The sequence below is a fragment of the Nocardiopsis mangrovi genome, assembly GCF_042653925.1.
GTDB classification, from domain to species: Bacteria; Actinomycetota; Actinomycetes; order Streptosporangiales; family Streptosporangiaceae; genus Nocardiopsis_B; species Nocardiopsis_B mangrovi.
Genome location: NZ_JBHSFQ010000027.1, coordinates 38,936 through 58,957 on the forward strand (window position 1 = coordinate 38,936; position 20,022 = coordinate 58,957).

Consider the following 20,022-nt stretch of genomic DNA (forward strand, 5'->3'; position numbering starts at 1 on the left):
ATGAAGGTCACCGGTACCGCGACCCTGCACGCCACCGTCGAAGAGGTATGGGCGACCATGCTCGACCCGGCGGTGCTCGCGCGCGCCATCCCGGGCTGCGAGGCGCTGGAGCGGACGGGGCCCGACCGCTACCGCGGCACCGTCCGGGCGGGGGTGGGATCGATCAAGGGGGTCGTCGAGGGCGAGGTCGAACTCACCGACCTGCGCCGGCCGGCGTCGCTGGTCATGCGCGCGTCGGGGGCGGGCGCGCCCGGCACCGTCAAGGCCGACGTCCGCGTGGAGCTGGCCGGCACCGGCGACGGCCGCACCGAGCTGCGCTACGACGCCGACGCCGTCGTGGGCGGGATGGTGGGCGGGGTCGGCCAGCGGCTGCTCACCGGCGTCGCGCGGAAGATGGCGGGGGAGTTCTTCGCCCGCCTCGACCGCGAACTCGGCGGCGGGGCGCCGTGCGAGGCGGTCCCCGACGGCGCCGCCCCCGCGGACGCCCCGGCACCCGCCGCAGCGGCGGCGGACCGCCCGGGCCGCGCCGCGCGCCGGCCGGGCGGACCGCTGTCCGACGCGGTCGCCGGGGCGTTCGCGGGGGCGGCCATCGCACTGGCCGGCGTCCTCGTCGGCGCCGCCCTCGGGCGGCGGCGGGGATACGACCCGTCCGCAACCCGGTGAAGTTCCGGACACGGGCGGCGGGTGGCGGTACGATCGCTTCCACCCGCATTGCCGGACACGACCCGGTAGCGGGAGCCGGGTCCGGGCCCACGCCCCCCGCCCGGCCGCCACGGCACCTCCGGTGCGCGTCCGCCGGTCACAGCCGGTCCCGCCGGCACCGCGCTGCGGACCCGCGCACGTTCGAACCGACGACCAAGGATCCGGCCACGCCCCGAAGCACGGACACCTCCCCCTGTGGCAACGCCGCCCGCCGCGACCCGCGCGGCCGCGAGTGCGCCCCGGCGCGGTCACCGCGCGATCCCGCGATGCTAGGTTCGAGCCGTGGCGTGAACGGTCCGTGCCAGGGCCCGCATCCCCTTAGCGGCAGGGGATCCCCGAGGGACACCCTGCTTTGGAGCCAGTCTGTGAGGAACCAGAGAACCCAGTGAACGATTCACCGAAGCTCTCTACGAAGATCATCGTCGCCGGTGGGTTCGGTGCCGGCAAGACGACGTTCGTGGGTGCGGTCTCCGAGATCCCTCCGGTGCGCACGGAGGCGGCGGTCACCGCCGCCAGCGCCGGTATCGACGACCTTTCCGCGACCCCGGACAAGACCACCACGACCGTCGCCATGGACTTCGGGCGCATCTCGCTCGACACCGACCTCACGCTGTACCTGTTCGGCACGCCCGGCCAGCAGCGGTTCTGGTTCATGTGGGACGACCTCGCGCGCGGCGCTCTTGGCGCGGTGATCCTGGCCGACCCGCGGCGGCTGGAGGACTGCTTCCAGGCGCTGGACTACTTCGAGAAGCAGCAGCGGCTGCCTTTCATGATCGCCGTGAACTCCTTCGCCGGCGAGCACGGCTACACCGCCGATCAGCTGCGCGACGCCCTCGACCTCGCTCCGGACGTACCGATCGCCAACTGCGACGCGCGCGACCGCAACTCCGTCGTCGCCACCCTGGTCACCCTGGTGAAGCACGCGATGGCGGTCGAGGCCCGGCAGCGCGGCCAGCTCGTGCACTGATCCCGGGCCCGGGCCGGCCCGGCCGCCCTGCGGCCGCGGCCCGGGCCGCGGGAGCGGTCAGGCCGGCGCGGCGGCCAGGAGCGCGGCCACCCTGTCGCGCACGGCGGCGTCGTCCAGGCCGCGCACGGTGACCGTCGTGCGGCGGCGCAGCACGTCGTCGACCGTCACCGCCCACTCGTTGTTGCGGGCGAACACCGCCTGGGCCCAGATGTCGGGCCCGCCGGGGTGGATCCGCTCGCCGAGCGCGGGGTCGGCGCGGACCAGGTCGGCGATGTCCAGCGACACGCTGCCGTAGTGCGTGGCCAGGTGCCGCGCCACCAGCGGGTCCATCCGCGCCGGCGGCTCGCGGTCCGCCATCAGCCGGTGCGCCACCGCCTCGGGGCGGCCGATCCCGGGAAGCGGCACGGTCTTGAGGGTGGGGCTCATGTCCTCGGCCAGCGGCACCGCCCGGACCCTGCGCAGGCGCTCGATCACGGTGCGGCCGATGTGCCGGTAGGTGGTCCACTTGCCGCCCGCCACCGACAGCATGCCGCCGCGGCCGAGCGTCACCACGGTCTCGCGCTTGGCCGAACTGGTGGAGCCGGGGCCGCCGGGGAGCACGCGCAGACCGGCGAAGGAGTACGTGATCCGGTCCGGGTCGAGGGTGTCCGCCTCCACGGCCGCGGCCGCCTCGCCGAGGATCTGGTCGGTGTCGGCGGCGACCACGCCCACATCGGCGGGGTCGCCGGCGTAGGACTCATCGGTCGTGCCCAGGAGCAGGTGGTCCTCCCAGGGGATGGCGAAGGAGACCCGGTACTTGTCCACCGGGATCGTCAGCACCGCGCGCCAGGGCCGGTCGGTCCGCAGGACCAGGTGGGCGCCCTTGGACAGCCGCACGCTCGGCGCGGCGGCGGGGTCCTCCATCCGGCGCAGGTGGTCGACCCAGGGGCCGGTCGCGTTGAGCACGAGCCGTGCGTCCACGCCGAACTCCGTGCCGTCCACCCCGTCGCGCAGGTCGGCGCCGGTGACCCGGCCGTGCGTGGTGCGCAGGCCCACGACGCGCGCGTGGTTGAGGACGACGGCGCCGGCCTCGGCGGCGGCGCGCACGGTCATGATCGCCATGCGGCTGTCGTTCATCTGGTGGTCGTGGTAGGCGGCCACGGCCTTGAGGCCGTCGGTTCTGAGAGCAGGGGCGAGGCGGCGCGCCTGCGCGGGCGACATGACGCGGCCGACCCCGTCGCCGAAGGCCGACAGGGCGGAGTAGAGGAAGGCCCCGGCGGCCATCTTGGCGGCGCTGTGCGGGCCGCCCTTGTACACGGGGACGAGGAAGGGCATCGGGGTGACCAGGTGCGGGGCGACGTCGCCGGAGAGCGCGCGGCGCTCCCGGTGGTTCTCGGCGACCAGCCGGACGTTGCCGGTCTGCAGGTAGCGCAGCCCGCCGTGGACGAGCTTGGACGAGGCGCTGGAGGTGGCGCCCGCGAAGTCGCCGGCGTCGACCATGGCCACCCGCAGGCCGGCCTGGGTGGCCATCCACGCCACGGACGTGCCGAGGATGCCGCCGCCGATGACGAGGAGGTCGAAGGTTCCGCGGGTGATCTCCGCGCGGGTGGCGCCCCGGGTGCCGGGCAGGTGCCGGGGTGTCGATGTGGTGGGCATGTCGGCTTCCTCTGCTGGCCGGTGGGTCGGGCGTGGGCGGCGGTGGGGCGGTGTCGGGCGGGGGCGCCGCGGCGGCGGTTCCGCCCCGTCGGGGCCGCCGTGCGTCCGGGGCCCGGGCCACCGGTGCCGGCCGGTGCTGGGGCCTCGATCGGTCGCCTGTTCCTATGTCGACCATCGTACGACAATGTCGAACGCGCCGCCAATGCTCGGCGGGTGGGATCGACGGGGTGAACGCCCCGGTGGATCCCCTTCCTGATCGCGGGTGCGTTCACCCGGCGGCGCGCGGAGTGAGACGCGTCGGCCACGGCATCCGACCGCTCGAAGTGCGGCATTGCCGCAGGGGATTTCACGTGAAATCCATCTCCCGCGGGGGAACCGCTGCGGCGCTCGCGGCGTTACCCTTGCGTGGTGTTCGGACGAATGGCAGAGAGCGTCCGCCGCCTTCTGGGCAAGCCCGGCGCGGTGGATCTGCGGCCTTATACCAAGCTTCTGGAATCCATCGAGGCCCGCGAGCCCGAGCTGCGCGATCTCGACGACGCCCAGCTCACGGAGAAGGCCGCGGAGCTGGGCAACGCCGAGCTCCCCTACGAGCGCGACGACCTCGTCGAGCTGTGCGCCGTGGGCCGCGAGGCCGCGCGCCGCGCGCTCGGCGAGCGCCCCTTCGACGTGCAGCTGCTCGGGGTGATGGCGCTCCTCGACGGCCACATCGCCGAGATGGCCACCGGCGAGGGCAAGACCCTCGCCGGAGCTCTGGCGGCCGCCGGGTTCGCCCTGCGCGGCCAGCGCGTGCATGTGCTGAGCGTCAACGACTACCTCGCCCGGCGCGACGCCGAATGGATGCGGCCCCTCTACGACCTGCTCGGCGTGGCCGTCGCCTGGATCGGCGAGGAGTCCACCCCCGCGGAGCGCCGCACCGCCTACTCCGCCGACATCACCTACGCGTCGGTGAGCGAACTCGGCTTCGACGTCCTGCGCGACCGCATGGTCACCGACACCGCCGACCGCGTCGTGCCCGACACCGGGATCGCGCTGATCGACGAAGCCGACTCTGTGCTGGTCGACGAAGCCCGCGTGCCCCTGGTCCTGGCCGGTGCCGCCGAGCACTCCGACGCCGACCTCGAAATGGCCGAGCTCGTCCGCACGCTCAAGCCGGGCATCGACTACGAGATCGACAACGAAGGCCGCAACGTCCAGCTCACCGACACCGGCATCGACAACGTCGAACGTGCCCTGGGCGGCATCGACCTCTACGACGAGGACGACACCTCCGTCCTGCCCCGGGTCAACCTCGCCCTCCACGCCCACGTGCTGCTCCAGCGCGACGTCCACTACGTGGTCCGCGACGGCGAGGTCCGGATCATCAACGAGTCCCGCGGGCGCATCGCCCTGCTCCAGCGCTGGCCCGACGGCCTCCAGGCCGCGGTCGAGGCCAAGGAGAAGGTCGACGTCTCCGAGACCGGCGAGGTCCTCGACTCCATCACGGTCCAGGCGCTGGTGCTGCGCTACCCGACCCGCTGCGGCATGACCGGTACCGCCATGGCGGTCGCCGACCAGCTCCGCGAGTTCTACGAGCTCGAAGTCGCCGTCATCCCGCCGAACAAGCCGTGTGTGCGCACCGACCAGCCCGACCGCCTCTACGCCACGCGTGAGGAGAAGGAGGACGCCCTCATCGAGGAGGCCACCGAGGTGCACGCCACCGGGCGGCCGATCCTCATCGGCACCCAGGACGTCGCCGAGTCCGAACTCCTCGCCAAGCGGCTGGCCGACGCCGGCCTGGAGTGCGTGGTCCTCAACGCCAAGAACGACTCCGACGAGGCCGCGATCATCGCCGAGGCCGGCACGCACGGCGCCATCACCGTCTCCACCCAGATGGCGGGGCGCGGCACCGACATCCGCCTGGGCGGCAGCGACATGTCCGACCGCGACCGCGTCGTGGAGGCCGGCGGGGTCCACGTCATGGGCTACGGCCGTTACCCCAGCAGCCGCCTCGACGACCAACTGCGCGGCCGCGCCGGGCGCCAGGGCGACCCCGGCACCTCGACCTTCTTCGTCTCCGTCGAGGACGACCTGGTCGCCAACAACGCCCCCGAGACCCGCGGCTACGAGGCCGCCGGCGACGGCGAGATCACCGACCCCAGCTGGCTGCGGATGGTCGACCACGCCCAGCGGGTCTCCGAGGGCCAGTTGCTGGACATCCACCGCAACACCTGGCGCTACAACAAGCTGATCGACGTCCAGCGCAGCGTGGTGCTGGAGCACCGCGAGGCCGTCCTGACCGACGACCTCGGCGACCGCCAGCTCGCGGTCGACTGCGCGGCCCACCACGCCGACCTCGTCGACGACGCCGGGGCCGACGAAGTCGCCCGCGCGGCCCGGCTGATCACGCTCTACCACCTCGACCGCGGCTGGACCGACCACAACGCGTTCCTCGCGGAACTGCGCGAGGGCATCCACCTGCGGTTCCTGGGCCGCCGCGACCCGCTCGACGAGTTCAACCGCGACGCCGTTCCGGAGTTCAAGGGCTTCCTCGACGGCGCCAGGACGCGGGCCGCGGAGTCCTTCGGCGAGGCCGAGGCCGCCGACGGCACGATCGACGTCGCCGAGCTCGGGGTCAAGCGGCCGTCGATGACGTGGACCTACATGGTGCACGACCACCCCTTCTCCTCCCAGCTGGAGAACTTCGTCGGCAAGCTCAAGCGCCCCTCGGGCGCGCAGGGCTGACCCACCGCCACGGCGCCCGGGGGTAGGGCCCGCCCTACCCCCGGGACTCCGCCCCGGGCGATCGCGCGGCCCGTGCCGCGCGCATAGCGTGGAGCCGTGCCCGACACCCCGCCCCGGACCGCGTTGCAGGCGCTGCCGCGACCCGGGTTCCTCCGCACGGCGTGGCCGTGGCGGTCGGCGTTCTACACGCTCTCGACCGCGCCGGTCCTGTCCCTGCTGACGTTCCCGCTGCTGGTCATGGCCCTGCCCTGGATCATCCTGGCCATCCGCCTCCTCGAGACCGGTACCCACGGCCTGCCCGACGTGACGACGTCGGTGGCGCTGCTGGTCGGCGGGGGCGTCCTCGTCGGCGGGCTGGGCCCGCTGGCGACCCTCCCGGCCGCAGCGGCCGAGCGGCTGCGGCTGCGGCTGATCGACCGCCGCCCGGCCGCCGACGGGCACCGGACGCCCGAGGCGCCGGGGCTGTGGGCGTGGCTGCGGCTGCGCTATACCGAGCCGGCCACCTGGCGGGAGCTGGCCTACCTGGCGCTCGGCTGCCTCCTGCTGCCCGCGTGGGCGCTGCTGTGGGGGCTGCCGCTGCTGACCGCCATGCTGCTCGCGACCCCGCTGCTGGTCGCCGAAGGGCCGGTCAACCTCGGCCCGATCGTGGCCACCCGGTCGGCGGAGACCTGGCCGGCGGTGGCCGTCGGGCTGGTGCTGCTGGCGGCGACGCCCTACCTGCTGACCCTGGTCGCCGCGGCGCAGGGCGCACTGGCCCGCGCCCTGCTCCAGGGGCGCGGCGCCGAGGAGCTGCGGGTGGAACTCATCGAGGTCACCCGGTCGCGGGCGCGCCTGGTCGACGCCTTCGAGGCCGAGCGGCGGCGCATCGAGCGCGACCTGCACGACGGCGCCCAGCAGCGCCTGGTCGCCCTGACCATGCAGCTCGGGCTGGCCCGCCTGGACCTGCCCGGCGACTCCCCGGCCGGGCAGGCGGTCGCCGCGGCGCACGACCAGGCCAAGGAGGTGATCGCCGATCTGCGCGAGCTGATCCACAACATCCACCCGCGGGTCCTCACCGACCGGGGCCTGCCCGCGGCCCTGGCCGAACTCGCCGACCGCTGCCCGCTGCCGGTACGGGTCGGCGCCGACGTGCCGGTGCGGCTGCCCGCCCACGTCGAGGGCAGCGCCTACTTCGTGGCTGCGGAGGGCCTGGCCAACGCGGTCAAGCACGGCGGGGCGCGATCGGCATGGGTCGACGCGCGCCAGGACGGCGACCGCCTCGTCCTGGAGATCGGCGACGACGGGCGCGGCGGGGCCGACCCGCGGCGCGGGACCGGGCTGACCGGCCTGGCCGACCGCGTCGCCGTCATGGACGGAAGAATGCTGCTGTCCAGCCCCGAGGGCGGACCGACCCGACTGAGAGTGGAGCTCCCGTGCCGGCAGATCTGACCCCGCTGCGCATCGTCCTGGCCGAGGACGGCGTCCTACTCCGCGAGGGCCTGTCGGGCCTGCTCGAACGCTTCGGCTGCACCGTCTGCGCGGCGGTGGGCGACGCCGACGCGCTGGTCGCGGCGGTCCGCGAGCACGGCCCGGACCTGGTGGTGACCGACATCCGGATGCCTCCCGGGTTCACCGACGAGGGCCTGCGGGCGGCCGTGCGGCTGCGACGCGAGCACCCCGCGCTGGCCGTGGTCGCGCTGAGCCAGTACGTGGAGCAGAGCTACGCCGCCGACCTGCTCGACTCCGACGACGGACGCGGGGTGGGCTACCTGCTGAAGGAGCGCGTGGCCGACGTCGCGGACTTCGTGGCGACGCTGCGCCGGGTGGCGGGCGGCGGAACGGTGGTGGACCCGCAGGTGGTCCGCCAGCTGCTGCGCCGCCGGCGCGACCCGCTGTCGCGGCTGTCGGAGCGCGAGCGCGAGGTCCTGGGGGAGATCGCCGAGGGCCACTCCAACAACGCCATCGCCCGCCGCCTGCACGTGAGCGAGGCCGCGGTCGGCAAGCACATCGGCAACATCCTGGCCAAACTCGACCTCCCGCCCGACGACGACGTCAACCGCCGCGTCCTGGCGGTCCTCACCTACCTCCGAGGCGGCGGCTGACCCCCTGCCGCCGTCGGCCGCCCGGTGGAGGGCACCCGCGACCCCCTCGCCCGGCCGCCCGCCACCATCCGCCCGCCCTGGTTCGCGGGCGCGCCCGCGAGCACGCCCCGCTCGCCCGCTCGGCGTCCGGCCGGCCGAGGTGCCGCCCCGCCCCGGGCGCCGGGCCTCCGCCGGAGAGTGGAGGCGGCCGGCGTCCGAGGCGCGAGGCGGTCCGTGCGATCGGGCCGTCTCCGGCATCGTCCCCTGCGGTCGGGCGCTCCGCCTCCGGTCGGCCGGTCCGCGCGTGCGGGCCCGGCCCGTGGGCTCGCCCGTGCCGCCTGCCGGGCTGTCGGAACGGCTGAGACGGCGGGCCGCCCCGCATCGCCCGGACCGGCCGCCGTTGCCGGCGGCACGGGACCGGGGGTGCGCCCGGCATGCGCGGGCCGCTCCCGGCGCGCGGCGCGTGTCGCGCCGCCGGCTCGGCGGGTCGGGCGCTCGTCGTGTGTTCGGCGCCTTCCGCCCCCCGCCCGGCCATGGCGCATCCTCTCCGGCTCCGTCCGATCATCTTCCGGCAGGCGCCGGGGCGGTCCGGGGAACGCCGATCGCCCAACGGGTGGCGGGGTGATTGTCAGGTCTTGCTGATTCCCCGCCCCGGTGCGGTGGGTTGGAATTTCGGTGGCATCCGAAGTGGCCGCCCACGCCACCGCACGGAGGGGACAGCATGGCGGGAACGCGCCGGGTCCGGATCGGGATCGACACCGGGGGCACCTTCACCGACGCGGTGGCCTTGGACGAGGACACCGGGGAGCTGGTCGCCACCAAGACACCCTCGACCCCCGGCGACCCGTCGGCGGGGTTCATGGACGCCGTCGCCAAGGTCCTCGCGGCCCTCGGCGGCGACACCGCCGTCACGTCGCTGTCGCACGGCACCACGGTCGCCACCAACCTGCTGCTGGAGGGGCGCACCGGCGGCCTCGGGTTCATCACCACCGAGGGTTATGAGGCCGTCCTGGAGATCGCCCGCCAGGCGGTCCCCGACGGCTACGGGAACTCCTACTTCTGGGTGAAACCCGACCGCATCGTCCCCGCCGACCTGGTGCGCACGGTCGGCGGACGGCTCGACCACACCGGGGCCGAGCTGCGCCCGCTCGACGAGGCGCAGGCCGCGGCCGCCGGCCGGTGGTTCCGCGACCGCGGGATCGACACCATCGGGGTGTGCCTGCTGCACTCCTACGCCGACCCCGCCCATGAGCGCAGGGTCCGCGACATCCTGCGCGCCGAGCACCCTGCGGCGACCGTCTCCATCTCCTCCGACGTCCTGCGGGAGTACCGCGAGTACGAGCGCTCGATGACCACCCTGGTCGACGCCGCGGTCAAGCCCGGGGTCGCCCGCTACATCGCCCGTATCGGCGAGCGCCTCGACTCCGCCGGCCCCGCGGCCGGCGCGGACGGCTCCCCGGACGCCCCCGGCGGGCCGGCCCGCGCCGCACGCCCCCCGTTCCTGGTCATGAAGTCCAACGGGGGCGTCACCTCGGCCGCCGAAGTCGTCAAGCGGCCCATCACCACCGTGCTCTCCGGCCCGGCGGCCGGGGCGCTGGGCGCCGCGGTGCTGGCCGGGCGCGCCGGCTTCGACCGCATCCTCACCCTCGACGGCGGCGGCACCTCCACCGACGTCTCCGTGGTCATCGGCGGCGAGCCCGGCCTGACCACCGAGGGCGCCATCGGCCCCTACCCGTCCAAGATCCCGATGATCGACATCGTCACGGTGGGAGCGGGCGGCGGGTCGATCGCCTGGATCGCCCCCGAAGGCACCCTCAAGGTCGGCCCCGCCTCGGCGGGCGCCGACCCCGGCCCCATCTGCTACGGCAAGGGGGGCACCGAGCCCACCGTCACCGACGCCCACGTCATGCTCGGCCGGATCCCCCCGCACCTGCTCGGCGGCGAGATCCCCCTCGACGCCGCCGCTGCCCGCGCGGGCATCGCCGCGCTCGCCGCCCGGCTGGGGATCGGGGCCGAGGAGGCAGCGGCCGGGATCCTGGAGGTCTCGGCGTGGAACCAGGCCAACGCCCTGCGCCGGGTCACCGTGCAGCGCGGCCTCGACGTCCGCGACTTCCACATGGCCGCCTTCGGCGGGTCCGGGTCGCTGCTGCTGTGCCCGCTCATCGACGTCCTCGGCCTGGCGGGGGCCGTCGTGCCGCCCGACCCCGGCAACGTCTCCGCCTACGGGCTGCTCGCCGTCGACGTCAAGAACGACCACGTGCGCACCTTCGTCCGCCGCCACGACGACCTCGACCCCGCAGCCGCGGCGGCCGTGTTCGGCGACCTGCACGCCGAGGCCGCCGCGGCGCTGCGCGCCGAGGGGTTCGGCGGGCGGCCCGAGCGGGTGCGCCACGAGCGCACGGCCGACCTCCGCTACTTCGGCCAGGCCTACGAGGTCCGGGTCCCGGTGCCCGAAGGGCCCGTCGGCGCCCGCCTGACGGCGGAGGTCGCCGGCGCCTTCCACGACGGCCACCGCCGCCTCTACGGCTACGACTTCCGCGGCGACCCGCGCCAGCAGGTCGAATGGGTCAACCTCCGGGTAACGGGCACCGGCCTGATCCGCCGTCCCGAGCCCTGGGAACCGCCGCCGCGCGGCGGCCCCGGGCGCTCCCCCGCAGGGGAGCGCCCGGTGCGCTTCGACGCCGGCGGCTACCTGCGCACACCGGTCCACCGGCGCGACCTGCTCGCCCCCGGAGACCGGATCACCGGCCCCGCGGTCATCGAGGAGTTCGGCGCGACCCTCCCGCTGCACCCTGGGTTCACCGCGGAGGTCGACCCCACCGGCACCATCGTCGTCACCGGCCGCGCCCGCGCCGCGGCCTCCCCCGCATCCCGGGCCGCCGATCGCGCCGGCGCCGTTCAGGGGGTCCGGCCGTGACCGCGACCCCCGCCCGCCCGCAGCCCGCCGACCCCGTTCTCGTGGCCATCGTCGAAGGCACGCTGGCATCGGTGGAGAAGGAGGTCGAGACCGCCATCGCGCGAACGTCGCGGTCCCCGATGATCCGCGACGCCCACGACTTCCGCGCCGGCATCCACGACCGCCGGCTGCGCAAGCTCACCGGCCGCTCCTACTCCGCCCTCGTGCACCCCGTCGCGCGGGACTTCCCCGTGGCCGCCATGCGACCCGGCGACGTCTTCTTCCACAACGACGTCTACGAGTCCGAAGGCGGAATCGGCCACCTGCCCGACCTGTGCGTCACCGTGCCCGTGTTCCACGACAGCGGGAACGGCCCCGAGGTCGTGGCGTTCGTCCAGGCGTTCGGCCACCACGACGACATCGGCGGCGCCTGCCCCGGGTCGATGCCCTCAGGCGCCACCTCCGTCTTCGAGGAGGGGCTCATGGTGCCGCCCATCAAGCTGTGGGACCAGGGCGTGCCCAACGACGCCGCCCTGCGGATCATGGTGCGCAACTCCCGCATGCCCGAGTCCCTGGCGGCCGACCTCGACGCCGAGTGCTCGGCCTGCCTCATGGGCGCCCGGCGGCTGGCGGAACTCTTCGACCGCTACGGGCGCGGCGCGGTCGAGTCCTGCTTCGAGTCGATCCTGGGCACGACCACCGAGACCTACCGGCGCGAGATCCTCGCCAAGATCCCTGACGGCACCTACGTCTGGGAGGACTACGCCGAGCACGACGGGGTCGAGGCGCCCCGGCTGCACCGCCAGCGCATCACCCTCACCAAGGTGCCCGACCGGATCGTCATCGACTTCACCGGGACCTCTCCGCAGGCCAAGGGGCCCATCAACCACGCCGGCGACTACGCCGACGGCAACTTCCTCAAGAAGTGGCTGGCGCCGGTGCTGCGCAACCTGGCCGACTCGCCCGAGCGCATGGCCGAACTGGACGTCAACGAGGGCGTCGTGCCGCTCATCGAGATGCGGTTCCCGGAGAAGGGCACCCTGCTCACCCCGGTCTTCCCCGCCCCCACCAACGCCCGGACCTTCGTCATCCTGCGGCTGCTGGGGGTCCTCTCGGGGGTGCTGGCCAAGGCGGTCGACGGCCGGATGCCCGCCGACCAGGAGACCATCCGCTACACCGGGATCCACGGGACCGGCGCCGACGGCGCCCCCTACCTGATGCGCGAAGTGCTGGGCGGCGGGTCGGGCGGCCGCCACTACGCCGACGGCGAGGACACCATCCACGTCGTCCCGGACTCCCGCAACCTGCCCACCGAGTTCACCGAGTCGCGGTTCCCCTTCATCGTCGAGCGGCTGGGCCTGGCGCGCGACTCCGGCGGCGCCGGCTACCACCGGGGCGGACTGGGCTACGAGAAGCACATCCGGATGCTGCGCGACGCCTCGTTCATGTCCATCGCCGACCGGTCCATCCTGTCGTGCTGGGGGGTCAAGGGCGGGCGCGCGGGGGCGCCCTTCCAGGTCACCATCGACCCCGGCGGCCCCCGGGAGCGCGAGATGGGCGGACTGGTCGACGGCGAGCCCGTCCGCGCCGGAGAGGTCATCCGCATCCGCACCACCGGCGGCGGCGGATGGGGCGACCCGCTGGAGCGGCCGGTCGGCGCCGTCGTCGCCGACGTGCGGTGCGGCAAGGTGTCGCGCCGGGCCGCCCGCGACGACTACGGGGTGCCCGTCGAAGGGCCCGCCGACGCGCCCTACGCCGACTCCGCGGCGGTCGGCGCACTGCGCGGCCGCATGCGCCGCGAGCGCCCGGCCGACCCCCCGTTCTTCGACCGGGGGCCGGGCTATGCCGTGCTCTCCGGCGGCGCCCCCTTCCCCGAGGTGGACCGGCTGTGACCAGGGCCGCCCGGGCCCGGGCGGCGCACCAGTGGACGACCAGGAGATGAGGTGGCCGCGCATGACGAGGCCGGTCGAAGTGCACAAGGTGGCGATCGAGAGCGTGACGGACGCGTCGGGGCTGGCCCGGCTGATCGACGGCGGCGCGTTCGCCGCCGACGACGTCCTGGCGGTGATCGGCAAGACCGAGGGCAACGGGGGTGTCAACGACTACACCCGGATCCTCGCCGACCGCGCCTTCCGGGAGGTGCTGGAGGCCAAGGGCACCCGGAGCGCCGCCGGCATCGCCGGCGTGCCGCTGGTGTGGTCGGGCGGGACCGACGGCGTCCTCGCACCGCACGCCACGGTCTTCGCGCACGCGCCCGAGGGGCGCTATGCGCCCGGTGACGAGCCGCGGGTGACCGTGGGCGTCGCGATGAGCGAGGCCATCCTCCCCGAGGACATCGGGCGGCCGGCGATGGTGCGCAAGGTCGCCGCCGGTGTGCGCGACGCCATGCGCGGTGCCGGTATCTCCGATCCCGCCGATGTCCATTATGTGCAGACCAAGACCCCATTGCTGGTCCTGGAAACGATCAACGACGCGAAGGCGCGCGGGCACGACGTGTTCACCGAGGACACCCTGAAATCCATGGACGTTTCCAATTCGACGACGGCATTGGGAATCGCCACGGCGCTCGGGGAGATCGAGGAGCCGTCGGCCGCGCAGATCCACGCCGACCTCTCGCTGTACTCGTCGGTGGCCTCGTGTTCCTCGGGCGTCGAGTTGGACCGCGCCCAGATCGTGGTCGTGGGCAATGCGCGCGGGGTCGGCGGCCGGTTCCGGGTGGGGCACGGCGTGATGGCGGACGCGCTGGACGCCGACGGCGTGTGGTCGGCGATCCGCTCGGCGGGGCTGGCGCTGCCCGAGCGCCCGCGCCCCGACGACCTGGATGGACGGCTGGTGAACGTGTTCCTCAAGTGCGAGGCGGATCCCACGGGCCGGGTGCGCGGCAGGCGCAACATCATGCTGGACGATTCGGATGTGCACTGGCACCGCCAGATCAAGGCGACCGTGGGCGGTGTCGTCGCGGCGGTGACCGGTGATCCCGCGGTGTTCGTCTCGGTCGCGGCGGTGCACCAGGGGCCTTCGGGCGGCGGGCCGGTCGCGGCGGTGGTGGACCTCGGCGGCTGATCGGCCCGTAACGGGCTCGTTCACCCTTATGTGCCGTCGGAGGCGTTTGCCTGCGGCGGCATAATCCTTGTCAGGAGGGGCATTCGACGACGGGCTGTGACGAAACCCCTTATGCAATTGCATTGTCGGGATGTAAGATTCTGGGAATCCGTATGCGGAATCCATGGTCGGTAATGCTTTTCGGTGCGGCATTATGTTGACCGAGGCCAACCCGAATGACGGGAGAAGAGTCGAACGTGGCTCACGAAGTCGGTGCTCAGGAGAAGATCACCTACGGCCGCAATGACCGGTTCGCCGGCGGCCCGGTGGGTGGCGGGCGGTTCTGGGTGGACGAACAGGGACGCCCCGTCGCCAAGATCGGCGGTCCGGGCGAGTGGCGCCGGACCGGCATGATCGACGTCCGCGTCGGCGACACGTTCACGGTCGCGGGCCAGACGTGGAAGGTCACCGACATCATCGACCCCGACGCCCCTGAGGCGTACCTGCTCACCACCCGCGTGAGCTGACCCCGCCCGCCCCCGCGGCGACACCCTCCATACCGCCCGCCCGCGCCCGGCCCGCCCGTGCGCGGATCTCCGCGCGCTACCGCTCTCCGGGCGGCTCCGCCGGCCCCGGCCGGCCGTCCGGGGAGAGGGCCGCCTTGCCCGCGGCGACGGCGGCGGCCGCGGCCTCCATCGACGTGTAGACCGGGATGCCGGCGGCGCGCGCCGTTGCGCGCAGCCGGCCGGTCAGCCCAGGTGGGCCGCATTCGGTGTTGCGCAGGACCAGCGTGACCCGCGTGCCCGGAAGGGCCGCCTGGAGTGCGGCCAGGGCCGACACGAGGTCCGGGAGCCGTGCGTAGGCCGGGTCGACCGCCCCGTCGCGGGGACCGTCCGGGGCCGCCGCCGGCGCGGCGGCCTCCGCGTAGGCCGCGAAGCTCTGCACGTTGATGTGCGCCACCACGTCGGGCACCCCGTGCTCGGCGGCGACGGCCTCCGCCGCGCGGGCGAGCAGCTCCGGGGCGCCCCTGGGCCCCACCGGTACCTCCAGCGGGTTGCCCAGCGGAGCGCCCGCGCCCAGCCCCAGAGCGCGCAGCGCGGCCCGGGCGCGGTCGCCGGGCGGGTCCATCCGCATCCCCGCCGCGTCGAACACGTCGGCGGCCAGCACCCCCGCACCGCCGCTGGGGCCCACTACCAGGACCCCGGGGCCGTCGGCGCGGATCCGGCGCCCGGCGTGCAGGTCCAGGAAGTCCAGCGCCCCGATGAGCGCGTCCTGGCCGTGCACCAGCCCGGCCCCGCACTGCCGGGCCAGCGCCCGCCAGACGCGGCCGTCGCCCACCATGCCCCCCGTGTGCGACGCCGCCGCACGGCGGCCCTGCGCGCTGCGCCCGCCCGCCAGCAGCACGGCCGGCAGCCGCCCCCGCGCCTCCCGCAGCGCCTCGAACAGCGCCCGCCCGTCGCGGGGGTCCTCCAGGTACAGGCCGAGGACCCCGGTTCCGGGGTCGGCGCCGAGGTGGCGGACGAGCTCGGCGGGGGAGACGTCGGCGCTGTTGCCGAGCGTGGCGACCTTGGAGAAGCGCAGCCCGCGGCTCTCGCCCACCCGGACCACCTCGCCCGCCAGCCCGCCGCTCTGCGACACCACGGCGATCCGCCCCGGGCCCGCGGCGGGGCCGCCGAGGAAGGTCTGCCCGCCGGCGGGGGAGTAGACGCCCATGCAGTTGGGCCCCAGCAGCCGGGTGCCGACGCCGCGCGCCGCCGCCAGCAGGCCGCGCTCCAGCTCGGCACCCTCCGGGCCGGACTCGGCGAACCCGCCGCTGACCACCTGGACGAACGGGATGCCGGCGGCATCGCGCACCGCGTCGGCGCAGGCCGCGGCGGGCAGCGCCACCAGCGCGTAGTCCACTCGGCCCGCCGCGTCGCGCAGCGAGGGCACCGCGGGCACGCCGTCGACCTCCGCGGCCTCCGGGTGCACCGCCAGCAGTGTCCCGGGGAACCCCGCCGCCCGGTACTGGCCCAAGAGCATGTTGCCGAAGCCCGGGCGGCGCGCCGACGCGCCCGCGACGGCCACCCCGCGCGGGGCGAACAGCGGACCGAAGTCCGTCTCCGGTGCCCGCTCGGCGGACGCCGCCCGCCCCGGCGCCGCCCGCCCCGGCGCCGCCCGCCCCGGGAACGTTCGCCCCGGGAACGTTCGCCCGGGCGCGGGCAGGACGGCCGGGGCCCGCGTCCCCGCGGCCGGGATCAGCCGCGCATCGGCGGCGACGGCGCCCCGGGGCCCGGCGATGACGGGGTTCAGCTCGAACTCGCCCAGGACCGGCCCCAGGCGCTCCGCGATCCCCCCGGGACCGCCCACCGCCAAGAGCAGGTCGGCCAGCGCCGCCCGGTCGACCGGCGGCGCGCCGCGCGCGCCGTCGAGCAGCGCCGCGCCCCGCAGTTCGCCGAGCATCGCCTCGGCGTCGCCGCGGCCGATCGGGCACAGCCGCAGCGAGGTGTCGCCGATCAGCTCCGCCCAGATCCCGCCGAGCCCCGCGAGCAGCAGCGGCCCGAAGGACGCGTCGCGCACGGCGCCGACGATGAGCTCCACCCCCGGGTCGACCTGCTCCTCCACCAGGAACCCGGCGGGCGGCAGCCCGCGCCCGGCCAGCGCCGCCCCCATCCGCTCGGCGGCCCGCACCACGGCGTCGGGACCGCCGAGGCCGAGCACGACGGCACCGTGCTCGCTCTTGTGCGCGATGCCGGGCCCATGGGCCTTGAGGACCAGCGGGGCGGACAGCCCGGCCGCCGCCCGCGCCAGTCCTTGGGCCCCGGGCGCGGTCCGGCCGCGCGGCACGGCGATCCCGGCGGCGGCGATCAGCCGCTTCACCTGCGGTTCCGGAACGACGTCGGTGAGGGGCACGGGCGCGGCCTTTCGGTGGGGCGGTCGGGGCGGAAGGGACCGTGCCGGGTGTCCATGGGTCCGTGGGCCCACCGGTACGGCTGCGGATTGAGGACCCTCCTGGGTCTGCCGCGGGCGGCTTCGAGAAGGAAGAATCCATGGTGAGCGGGACGACACCGGCGTCGACAGGAGCCGGGGTCGCAGAGTGTGGCACCCGTGTACGTTCGTGCCCGCTCCACGAATGTGCGCTGGACGCGGGTGCGTCCGACCGATTAGACACGCCGCCGTGTGATTTCGCGTCCCACGGCGGCGTGACCTCCCCGATCGGTCGGGAAGTCGCCCTCCGGTCCTGATCGGGCCGGGGGGCGGCCCGTGCCACGGTCCGCGGGGGCGGCCGTGGCGCTACGGGTCTTCTCCGGGCGCGTGGAGCACGCGGATCTCGGAGCGGAGCAGTTTCCCGGGACCGCCCGACGCGTCCCGGCCGTGCGGGAGCCGGCCGGTGACCACCACGCGGTCCGGGCGCTGATGGGCGGGGAGCCGGGCCGCGAGCGCGGCCGCGATCCGGGCGGGGGCCGGATCGGCTCCTGCCCTCGGGACCACCGCGAGGAGCACCCGCTGCTCGGCCGGTGCGGCGCCGTCGGGGTGGGCGGGCCAGCCCACCGCGCCGGCCTCGGCCACCGCGTCCAGTTCGGCGGCGGCCTCCTCGATCACCGAAGGCGGCGTCCACCTGCCGTGCTTGAGGATCGTGTCGGAGCGGCGCCCCAGAACGCGCAGGCGGCCGCCGGCGTCGATCCGGCCGAGGTCCCCGCCGACGAACCAGGGGCCGCGCAGCACCGCCGCCGTCCGCTCCGGCGCCCCGTCGTAGCCGAGCATGCGGTGCGGGCCGGCGAGGTTGATCTCGCCGACCTCGTCCACCACGGGCGTCCCCGCGGGGTCCGTGACGCGGATCGCGCAGCCCGTCCGCGCCCGGCCAGCGGAGCGGGGGTCGCGCCCCGGCCCGTCGATCCGGCCGAAGGCGCTGTAGGGCGCTTCGGTCTGCCCGTAGTAGCCGTAGACGGCGGCCTGCGGCAGGCGCTCGCGGACGCGAGCGAGCAGGGCCGGCGCGATCGGCTCGCCGCCCAGGATGATGGTGCGCAGCGAGGACAGGTCGGCGTCGGCGTGCGCGCCGTCGGCCAGGAGCGCGGCGAAGAAGCTCGGGATCACGCTGATGTGGGTGACCTTCTCGCGGGGCACCACCGTGAGGAGCGTGCGCGGGCTCCACTCCTGCTCCAGGACGAGCCGCAGGCCGCCGTGGAGCGCGGGTCCGGCGATGGAGGGGAAGCCGATCCCCCAGATGATCGCGCCCGTCCCGAAGACCGCGTCCTCGCCCCGGGGCACGTCGGCCCAGAGCCGGGCGGTCGCCAGCGCGCTCGCGTGGCTGTGCACGACCGCCTTGGGCGGCCCGGTGGAGCCCGAGGTGGGGAACAGGGCCAGCGGATCGTCCCCGCTGCCGTGGACCTCCGGTTCGGAGTCGGGGGCCTCGGCGGCCAGGGCGTCGAGGTCGGCCGACCCCTCAGCGGGGCCGCCCACCCGCACCCACCGCCCGACGCCGGGCAGCCGCGGCCGCACCGCGGCGGCGAGGCCGTCCGTGCCGGCGTCGTGGACGAGGGTGGTGGCGCGCGAGCGCCCGACCGCGTGGGCCAGGACGCCGGCGTCCCAGAAGGGGTTGAGGGCGACGGTGACGGCGCCGATCTTGAACAGGGCGAGGTAGACCTCGGCGACGGCGAGCGTCCCGCCGAGCAGCGCGGCCACGCGCTCGCCGGGCCGCACGCCCGCCGCGGTCAGCGCGTGCGCGCGGCGGTTCACGGACCGGTTCAAGGCGTCGTAGGAGAGCCCGGGGCCGCCCTGGTGCGTCAGCGCGATCCGCCCGGGGGCGGCGAGGGCGTTGGCGGTGAGGACCGCGTACCCGTAGTTCTGGAACGGGTCGGCGGCCGCGGCGGTCGACACGGGGCATCCCTTCCTTCCTGGTCTCGGGGCGGCGGACGGCGCCGCTCAGGGCGGGGCGGTCGCTTCGTGGGCGGCCCGTGGCGGGGGCGTGGCGTCGGTCGGGTCGAGCGGTCGCCCGGTGAGCGGTGGCCCGGTGAGCGGCCGGCGGGGCGCGGCAGGCGGGTAGGGCGGTGCGGTCGTTCCCGTGGCAGGCCCGTGGCGCGCCCCGGCGCCGGGCGGGGCGCGGTCGTTCCGGGGGCGGGGGCCGGGGACCGGCCGAGGTCGTCATCGGGCGCCGCCGGGCCGGTCTCGGTCGGCGGGGCGGCGGGCGGTGAGGACCACGGGGTTGCCGGCCGGGTCGAGGACGGCGGCGCGCGTCTCGTGCGGGCCGCGCTCCGGCGGCCGGATCACCCGCGCGCCGCGCGCGGCCAGGTCCGCCACCGCGGCCCCGACGTCGGCGACCTCGACCGCGATGGCGGGCACCCCGCCCGTGACGTCCTCGTCGCCGGAGGCCAGTGCCAGGGTCACGGCGCCGCCGTCCAGGGCGGCGAACCGGTCGCCGTCGGTGAAGCGGACCGGCAACCCGAGCCCGTCGCGGTAGAAGGGCAGGCAGGCGGCGATATCGGGGCCGGGGTACAGGATCGCGCGGATGGTTCCGGTGATGCCGGGCGGGCCGTCAGCCATCGCTCTCCTCGGGGCGGAAGTCGGGAATGGGGCCGAACCCCGGCAGGTCGGTGAAGGTCGTCCGGACGGCCATGCCGATGGCGACCTCGCCGGGCGGGCAGCCGCGGACCCGGCCGAAGGCGCGCAGGCCGGGCTGCTCGGCCAACTCCACCCAGGCGGCGGCGTAGGGGACCTGGTCGGCGAACCCGGGGGCGAACGGGCGGTGCACGACCGTGTAGGTGACGACGTGCCCGCGACCGGAGACGGGTTCGAAGCCGAGGACGGTCCCGCGGCAGAACGGGCAGACGGACTCGGGGAAGTGAACGAAGCGCCGGCACGCCGCGCACCGCTGGATGGCGAGCACGCCCTGCCTGCACGCCGACCAGTACGGCGCGGTCAATGGAGTGGGGACCGGGAGAAGGCGGTCTCCAGAGCCGTCCATACGCCCGACCTCCTCGAATGGGCGTCGGTATTTTTGCCAAACTAGCGTATGCTTGGTT

The 20,022-nt window shown here is 75.3% G+C and carries 14 protein-coding genes; 9 read left to right on the forward strand and 5 right to left on the reverse strand.

Features of this window, described 5'->3' with window-relative positions; genetic code table 11:
- A complete protein-coding gene (locus ACFO4E_RS22720; protein WP_378578018.1) occupies positions 1-663 on the forward strand; it encodes an SRPBCC family protein in 663 nt (220 codons plus the stop codon).
- Positions 664-1,087: 424 nt separating this feature from the next.
- A complete protein-coding gene (locus ACFO4E_RS22725) occupies positions 1,088-1,669 on the forward strand; it encodes a GTP-binding protein (protein WP_378578020.1) in 582 nt (193 codons plus the stop codon).
- Between the two features lie 57 nt (positions 1,670-1,726).
- Here the strand turns inward: ACFO4E_RS22725 and ACFO4E_RS22730 are convergent, their stop codons facing one another.
- The gene (locus ACFO4E_RS22730; RefSeq protein WP_378578022.1) at positions 1,727-3,304 is read right to left on the reverse strand and encodes a glycerol-3-phosphate dehydrogenase/oxidase; all 1,578 of its coding nucleotides are present in this window, start codon (positions 3,302-3,304) and stop codon (positions 1,727-1,729) included.
- 420 nt (positions 3,305-3,724) lie between these two features.
- Here ACFO4E_RS22730 and secA2 point away from each other — a divergent pair, with 420 nt between their 5' ends.
- The 7 genes from secA2 (at position 3,725) to ACFO4E_RS22765 (ending at position 14,550) form a co-directional block, all read left to right on the forward strand.
- Complete coding sequence (gene secA2, locus ACFO4E_RS22735; RefSeq protein WP_378578025.1) at positions 3,725-6,025, forward strand: accessory Sec system translocase SecA2; 2,301 nt, start codon at positions 3,725-3,727, stop codon at positions 6,023-6,025.
- A 96-nt stretch (positions 6,026-6,121) separates the two neighbouring features.
- On the forward strand, positions 6,122-7,453 hold the full coding sequence (locus tag ACFO4E_RS22740) for a sensor histidine kinase (protein WP_378578027.1): 1,332 nt from the start codon (positions 6,122-6,124) through the stop codon (positions 7,451-7,453).
- Positions 7,438-8,106 carry a response regulator transcription factor gene (locus tag ACFO4E_RS22745; RefSeq protein ID WP_378578029.1) on the forward strand — a complete coding sequence of 223 codons (669 nt, stop codon included), beginning with the start codon at positions 7,438-7,440 and terminating at the stop codon, positions 8,104-8,106. The genes ACFO4E_RS22740 and ACFO4E_RS22745 overlap by 16 nt, the downstream gene beginning before the upstream one ends.
- A 700-nt stretch (positions 8,107-8,806) precedes the next feature.
- Positions 8,807-11,002, forward strand: coding sequence for a hydantoinase/oxoprolinase family protein (locus ACFO4E_RS22750; RefSeq protein WP_378578031.1), 2,196 nt, complete (start codon positions 8,807-8,809; stop codon positions 11,000-11,002).
- Positions 10,999-12,873 (forward strand): hydantoinase B/oxoprolinase family protein, encoded by a 1,875-nt coding sequence (locus tag ACFO4E_RS22755; RefSeq protein ID WP_378578034.1) that lies wholly within the window; start codon positions 10,999-11,001, stop codon positions 12,871-12,873. The genes ACFO4E_RS22750 and ACFO4E_RS22755 overlap by 4 nt, the downstream gene beginning before the upstream one ends.
- A 61-nt stretch (positions 12,874-12,934) precedes the next feature.
- Complete coding sequence (gene bar, locus ACFO4E_RS22760) at positions 12,935-14,044, forward strand: barbiturase (protein WP_378578036.1); 1,110 nt, start codon at positions 12,935-12,937, stop codon at positions 14,042-14,044.
- Positions 14,045-14,280: 236 nt separating this feature from the next.
- A complete protein-coding gene (locus ACFO4E_RS22765; protein ID WP_378578038.1) occupies positions 14,281-14,550 on the forward strand; it encodes a DUF6406 domain-containing protein in 270 nt (89 codons plus the stop codon).
- A 76-nt stretch (positions 14,551-14,626) separates the two neighbouring features.
- Here the strand turns inward: ACFO4E_RS22765 and ACFO4E_RS22770 are convergent, their stop codons facing one another.
- The 4 genes from ACFO4E_RS22770 to ACFO4E_RS22785 form a co-directional block, all read right to left on the reverse strand.
- Positions 14,627-16,915: an acetate--CoA ligase family protein gene (locus tag ACFO4E_RS22770; RefSeq protein WP_378578040.1), complete on the reverse strand. Its 2,289-nt coding sequence runs from the start codon at positions 16,913-16,915 to the stop codon at positions 14,627-14,629.
- Positions 16,916-17,296: 381 nt separating this feature from the next.
- Complete coding sequence (locus tag ACFO4E_RS22775; RefSeq protein ID WP_378578042.1) at positions 17,297-18,880, reverse strand: class I adenylate-forming enzyme family protein; 1,584 nt, start codon at positions 18,878-18,880, stop codon at positions 17,297-17,299.
- 264 nt (positions 18,881-19,144) lie between these two features.
- Positions 19,145-19,543 carry a VOC family protein gene (locus tag ACFO4E_RS22780; protein WP_378578044.1) on the reverse strand — a complete coding sequence of 133 codons (399 nt, stop codon included), beginning with the start codon at positions 19,541-19,543 and terminating at the stop codon, positions 19,145-19,147.
- Entirely contained in the window at positions 19,536-19,964 is a 429-nt protein-coding gene (locus ACFO4E_RS22785; protein ID WP_378578046.1) for a Zn-ribbon domain-containing OB-fold protein, read from the reverse strand. Before ACFO4E_RS22785 ends, ACFO4E_RS22780 begins: the two co-directional genes overlap by 8 nt.
- Between the last annotated feature and the right edge of the window lie 58 nt (positions 19,965-20,022).